The organism is bacterium (Candidatus Blackallbacteria) CG13_big_fil_rev_8_21_14_2_50_49_14 (genome assembly GCA_002783405.1).
In the GTDB taxonomy this organism is placed as follows: Bacteria; Cyanobacteriota; Sericytochromatia; order UBA7694; family UBA7694.
Map to the genome: position 1 here is coordinate 1 of PFGG01000002.1, position 5,655 is coordinate 5,655.

Below are 5,655 nucleotides of genomic sequence, written 5' to 3' on the forward strand. Positions count from 1 at the left end.
ACCCTGCTCTATGCCTCTGTTCTTGCTTTTCTCAACTGAACTCAAAAATTCAGTCTTTCATTCTGAAGCACTGCATATTGTGCCGCAATCTTGAATCCAATTAAAAAAAAATATATGATGGCAATAATTCCTGTTTTGCATTCTCACAGATCTGTATAAGAACGCCTTTTGTGGAGTTATACAGAAAGCGATGAATTCTCCCAAAAGTGGAGTTATACAGAAAGCGGGTCATTCTTCACGGATTATATCTTGAGGTGGATAATTCTCCGAAAAGTGGGGTTATACGGAAACAGGATAAGTTGAGTTTGGGCGTGTTAGATAGACATTGAGATTTGTTTGGAAAACACTATTTATCGCTGATTGGGGGGGCAAAGTGGAGTTATACCGCAAGGCTGAAAAGCTGATGGAGATTTGTGTTGAGAAGGGATGCTGGGGGTGGTGATGGAATTATCCAGGGGCTGGATAATCACTTGTTGCGGCGGGCTTGTGCGGGCAAAACCCAGTCATAATGCGCGTTTTAGGCTTGCAAAACAATGCGAATGAGGTGAAAAATTCGACTATGACTCAATTTGAGGCAAATAAGAAAAAACTAGATTTTAGGCCCTGCGCCGCGCAACTAACTCACTCACTTGACTTCGCAAGTGGTGTTGAAGAGACTTAATGATTGTATTTCCAGAAAGTAATTTTAAGCAAGAATAAATATTAGAATCTTGAGGTTTGATTGTGACAAATATTAATTCTAATTCTGTAAAAGTAAATCAAGATGTATTTAATGCACTTAAAGCGGTTAAAAATCCTACAGAAATAATGAAACAAGAAGCATTAAATATTAGAAATGCCATATTAAAAGATGGTAAGGTAGATTCTAATGAGCAAATTTTATTAAATAAATTAACAGCTAATAGTAACTCTGTTCGAGTTTCAACTACCAATACAGCAGGGTTTGAACCCAATACTTTAACTTTCTCTGGAGCTACAGGTGAAAGTAAATTTATACTTCAAGAGTTAAGCCAAGTAGGGAGTCGCTATGAAGATATAAAGCCTTCTGAAGGTATGAGCTGGAAAAGAAAACTGGGTTTAGCTACAGATATAACTGGAATTATTGATCCTTCACCTATTTCTGATGGGATCTCTGCTGGTATAAGTATAAGTGATGGTGACTGGGTCGGAGCAGGACTATCTGTAGCATCTATCTTTCCATATATTGGTGACGCTGCAGCTAAGCCGATAAAAATTTTTAAAGAGCTGTTGGAAAATTTTCCCAATATTAAACGAGTAATAAAAAGTGTTGATGATATACCAAGATTATTCAAAAATCTTGAAAAGCTTGGGCCGGGCATAAAAAATCCAACAAAAGTAGTAAATATACTAAATACAATGGATAATATGCATAAGGCTGCTGCAAATGCATATAAGAATGAAAAATGGTTAAAAGCAGCAAAAAAGTTTGATCTTCCAACTGATGGGCCGATACCATTTGTTCCTCCTAAACGCTGGGATGCCAATAATCCAATTAAAACTCCTCAAAATGGTTTTATGGATGCTTTTGGTAATGAGTGGCGAAAAGGGCCATCAAGAACGGCTGGAGAAACATTTGAATGGGATGTTATTCCTAAGAATAAAAGTAGTGGAATTGCAGACTTATCTAGAGATGGAAGTCATGTAAATATCTCTTTAACAGGAGATGTAACTCATAGATAATGAATAAATTTCATGTAATTATAAGAATATTTATAAAAAAAGTGACATTAGATGAAATTGATGTGGTCTCAACATTAAATGTTTTGTTAGGATCTAAAATAGAACAATTTTCAACAGAAATTTATCATAATGATAGTAACTATGTTATTTTTTCCGGGTTGTCTCCAATTTTCGAAACTTCCCCCAATAATGCATTATCTATAATAGCCAATAAATTAGGAAAAGGGTGGATTTTTACATTAGGAGATTCAGAACAAGACTTTTCTGGGGATGCTATCTGGAATCCTACTGATCAAAACAGTTTTGTTTTTTCTGACGTATTATTTGCTAATTTGGGCATTTACCATAAGGACTGATCTTTACTGCCCCGCAACCATGCCCTTCAACCTGTCTTGCTACGCAGCGCAGGTTAAGGGCGGGTCGTTGGCCGGACAAGCCGAGGTTGTAAGCGAAAAATGGCGGGAATTGCAACTCGGACAAGTGGCGCTTTTGAACCAGATTAAAAAAATCAGAAATAGGGAATATTATTTTAGGGTTTCGGCTTGCCGGCCAACAAAATTAACTCTCTTGGCTTCGCAAGAGGTTAGAGAATACAGATTGTTAAAGAACTGAAATTGGGGAGAAAGGAATTCCATGTGCTAGACTTCGCAACACTCACCCAAGCCAGACAAGGGTTACAAAAATCAGACAGTCTACGTCACCAGCAGTCAGCGGAGCTCTATGCCCAAGGCCGCCAATTGATTCGTGAGGCCATCAAGCAAGCGGTGGATAAAACAAAGCTCAAGCAAGCCACAGATTGTTTTGCAAAAGGGATTCAAGCGAATTACAAAAATCCAGCCAATTATTTCGGAATGGGCTTTCTGTTTTTGTTAATTGCACAACCCCGACAAGCCCTGCCCTATCTTAAAGCGGGGCTGGATCTTGAGCCTGGATCAGAGCTGGGAAAAGAACTTTTGCAACAGGCTCAAAAAGGTCAACCCAAGACCGCCCAAAAACCACTTGAACCCCAATCGGCCCAGTTTGCTAAACCTGCTGCAGAAATGGACTTCGATGATTTGTATGACAGTACAGAAGCCGCCATCATGCTGTTTCTGAAGCAGATTATGACCGATGAGGTTTTGGGATTTGCTCCCTCGCCGAATCCCAAGCAGCTTGCTTTATTACAATCTAAGCTGAAACTATTTCAAGAGAAAACACAAGAATTCAGTCAACGTCTTCACATTCTCGATCAGGAAATGGAAGTCACTGATTTAAGAAAGCAGTTGAGCGCCATCGATAAAGCACTCCAACGGATTATCTCTCTGAGTCAGCTCTTTGAACAGTTTATTGAAATTCATCAGGATATTCAAAAGCACACGGATATAACCGATGAAATTATGGCTGAATCCCAAGCCACAGACGATCCCAATGATATCGAAGTCTTAGAAGAAAACCTTCAGGTTCTCTTGGATCACTGTGATAGTGTGGCGGATCGTTTGGATGAAATGGATGCAAAAAAAATCAACATCCACCCATTGCAGACGCCTTATCAGCATTATGCTGAACAATTGGAACGCTTTCAGGATGTGCTGGAAGAGACGATCGAACGCTTAAAATCTGCCTAAGAGAGGAATTTATATATGCCAGGTCCCGTTGGAAGTTCTGTTAGTTTTACACCTGCCGCTCCCCCACAGCCGCTAGTAGGAGCAACAAAAGCATCTTCGGTGGCTCCTGCTGCCAAGACAGGTCAATCCCAACAGCCCAAAGTACCTCCTACTGGCATAATGCACCCCAGTGGGGTAGGAACACCAACGGGAGCTGTCAATGCCAGTCAGGATAGCCAGAAGCTCCAGCAAATATTGGGACAAATGCCTCCTGAACGCTTGGTGGCACAATTCAAAGACATGTGTCAGCAAATTCGAGAAGAGTATGGAGCCACAGAGACACAGTCAACAGAGGCTCATCAAGAACCCAAGTTAAAACCAGTATCACAGCATCAGGTCTTGAATTTGGAAAAAGGGGATACGACTGTAACTGAGAGTTCCCGTTCAGTGGTTCTGCAAGACAATGGTTCGGCGTTTGCCCCTGAGCGTTTAACAGAAAAATCCACCTTAGAGCTTGTAGGGCATGGATCATCTGACGGAAAAACTCTAGGCGGTAAAACGCCACTAGAAGTGGCTTCCATGCTGAAGAATGCTGGAATTACCCAGTTAGGGATATTGGATCTTAAAAGTTGCCATTCGTCCAGTTTTAAAACGGCATTGGTGGGCGCTCTCAAAGATGCAGGCATCCATGTAGGTGAGGTAAGAAGCTATGAAGGTGAGATCGCTATCAATCATAATACTGGAAAAGTAATTCAAGGCCATGGCTTAGATTTGATGGAAAGACACGATGGAACGTTAGGGCATACAACGAAGGACCATAAGGCAATACGTTCACGACTTGAAGCATTAAGAAAGAAGATGGCAAAAAAATTATCTCCTAAAAGCCTAAGCTCTATGCTGCCAAAATTTAAAGAGGCTGCTATTGCAATTAACAACGTTGAAAGTCAACCTGGACGCAGCACAATTTCATTACAGGTATTAAGGATAAAAAGTGTTCATAAAATTCTAGTTTCAAGCAGTCGCCGTAAATTAAGCGGGGCTCAGTTAAGGGTTTTACCCAAAGGATTCCTTGTGTTTGAAAGAAAAACTGGAGTGGGTGAGAAAAGACATGCTGAAGAAGGCCCAATAGACTATGTAGTGAAGAGAAAGCTTGCTATGCGATTAATTGCTCCAAGCAAACGTTTTTGTGGAAAAGGAAAAGGCAGAAAAAGTTGCCATGGTCATGTGAAATCGGTTGTATCAACACAACCAAATCAATTTAAAGGCTTAGTATATGATAGTTCGTTTGTAAACACAAATAATCAAAGAAGACATCCAACAAAAGAGTCTACTTTGCGAGCTATTACATATGAAGTCACAAATCCAGGGACATTTACAAAAAATCCTGTATTGAAAAAGCGGGATGAAGTATAATTTTATTTAATTTATTGGAGAAAACCCTAGTATATGAGCTCACATTTAGAAGTGCTTAAAAATATTTTTCTTGAACTTGATCAAGAGGCAATACTTGAGCCCCCTAATGAAAACACTCCTTATGAACAGTTGTGCATACACCTTTATAATGAAGATACAGATCACGAAGATACTGAGCCCTTATTAGCGGTTTTAGTATTACTCAATGAAATGATTAGTATTGAAAAATCCGCAAATGAAGATCAACTGGATATTTTGCAAATATCAGTTGTTGTTTCATTGGGGTTGTCTGAAGAAAATAAATATCAAATCAGTTATTTATTGCATAAAATCAACAAAAATATTCCATTAGGATATTTTTGCATTACAGATGATGACGATATCTTTTTTAAATATAGTTTACTTAGCCAAATGAGTGATTCAGATAAGCCCCAAAACTATTTTGATCCCGTTTTGATAATTGATTGCCTTGGATTTATTTCTGAAGCAATTTTTGGAATCAGGTCTGTACTAGTTAACCATTTACAGGGAAAAATTCAAATGAACGAAGTTTTGGGATTCATTGAGTAATGATACCAAATTATTCATAGATTATCGGTTAGGAAGCAAAAGCTAGGCATAATGCAGGTTTCTTCAAATTGACTTTATCAAAGGCTGTTGGTCGATGAGGGTTTGAAAAGCCCATTCATCGGTTAGCGAGCCTATAGAGAAAGTCTCTCAAACGCTTGAAAATATGATGAACTTATCCCACTAATCTGACTTGAATTCAGTTGGGTTGAACAGAAAGTGTTGCTGGGTGGGGTTTAGATGATTGAGAGGAGTGGATTTGGTAGAAAAGATGCGGATTTGGGGTTGAAAAAAAGCTCGTTTTTGAGATATGAATAATCAAAAACGAGCCCAAATCATGATATAGTGCTCCCCATTGTCAAGACAGCAAATCATGCAACTTTAACTCCCT

General features: G+C 39.2%; 6 protein-coding genes. All 6 read left to right on the forward strand.

Annotated features, from left to right (window positions below):
* Positions 1 to 807: 807 nt before the first annotated feature.
* Genes COW20_00050 through COW20_00075 form a run of 6 tightly spaced genes read left to right on the forward strand, consistent with a single transcriptional unit; the run spans position 808 to position 5,267 of the window.
* Entirely contained in the window at positions 808 to 1,701 is an 894-nt protein-coding gene (locus tag COW20_00050) for a hypothetical protein (protein PIW51169.1), read from the forward strand.
* A complete protein-coding gene (locus tag COW20_00055) occupies positions 1,701 to 2,057 on the forward strand; it encodes a hypothetical protein (GenBank protein PIW51170.1) in 357 nt (118 codons plus the stop codon). Before COW20_00050 ends, COW20_00055 begins: the two co-directional genes overlap by 1 nt.
* Positions 2,058 to 2,076: 19 nt before the next feature.
* Positions 2,077 to 2,313, forward strand: a complete 237-nt coding sequence (locus COW20_00060; protein PIW51171.1) for a hypothetical protein — start codon at positions 2,077 to 2,079, stop codon at positions 2,311 to 2,313.
* Between the two features lie 23 nt (positions 2,314 to 2,336).
* Positions 2,337 to 3,305 carry a hypothetical protein gene (locus tag COW20_00065; GenBank protein PIW51172.1) on the forward strand — a complete coding sequence of 323 codons (969 nt, stop codon included), beginning with the start codon at positions 2,337 to 2,339 and terminating at the stop codon, positions 3,303 to 3,305.
* Positions 3,306 to 3,320: 15 nt separating this feature from the next.
* On the forward strand, positions 3,321 to 4,697 hold the full coding sequence (locus COW20_00070; GenBank protein PIW51173.1) for a hypothetical protein: 1,377 nt from the start codon (positions 3,321 to 3,323) through the stop codon (positions 4,695 to 4,697).
* 33 nt (positions 4,698 to 4,730) lie between these two features.
* The gene (locus tag COW20_00075) at positions 4,731 to 5,267 is read left to right on the forward strand and encodes a hypothetical protein (GenBank protein PIW51174.1); all 537 of its coding nucleotides are present in this window, start codon (positions 4,731 to 4,733) and stop codon (positions 5,265 to 5,267) included.
* The last annotated feature ends 388 nt before the right edge of the window (positions 5,268 to 5,655 follow it).

Coding starts and splice junctions, on each gene's coding strand:
- COW20_00075 (PIW51174.1), top strand. CDS start 4,731: ATGAGCTCACATTTAGAAGTGCTTAAAAATATTTTTCTTGAACTTGAT.
- COW20_00060 (PIW51171.1), top strand. CDS start 2,077: ATGCCCTTCAACCTGTCTTGCTACGCAGCGCAGGTTAAGGGCGGGTCG.
- COW20_00055 (PIW51170.1), top strand. CDS start 1,701: ATGAATAAATTTCATGTAATTATAAGAATATTTATAAAAAAAGTGACA.
- COW20_00050 (PIW51169.1), top strand. CDS start 808: ATGAAACAAGAAGCATTAAATATTAGAAATGCCATATTAAAAGATGGT.
- COW20_00070 (PIW51173.1), top strand. CDS start 3,321: ATGCCAGGTCCCGTTGGAAGTTCTGTTAGTTTTACACCTGCCGCTCCC.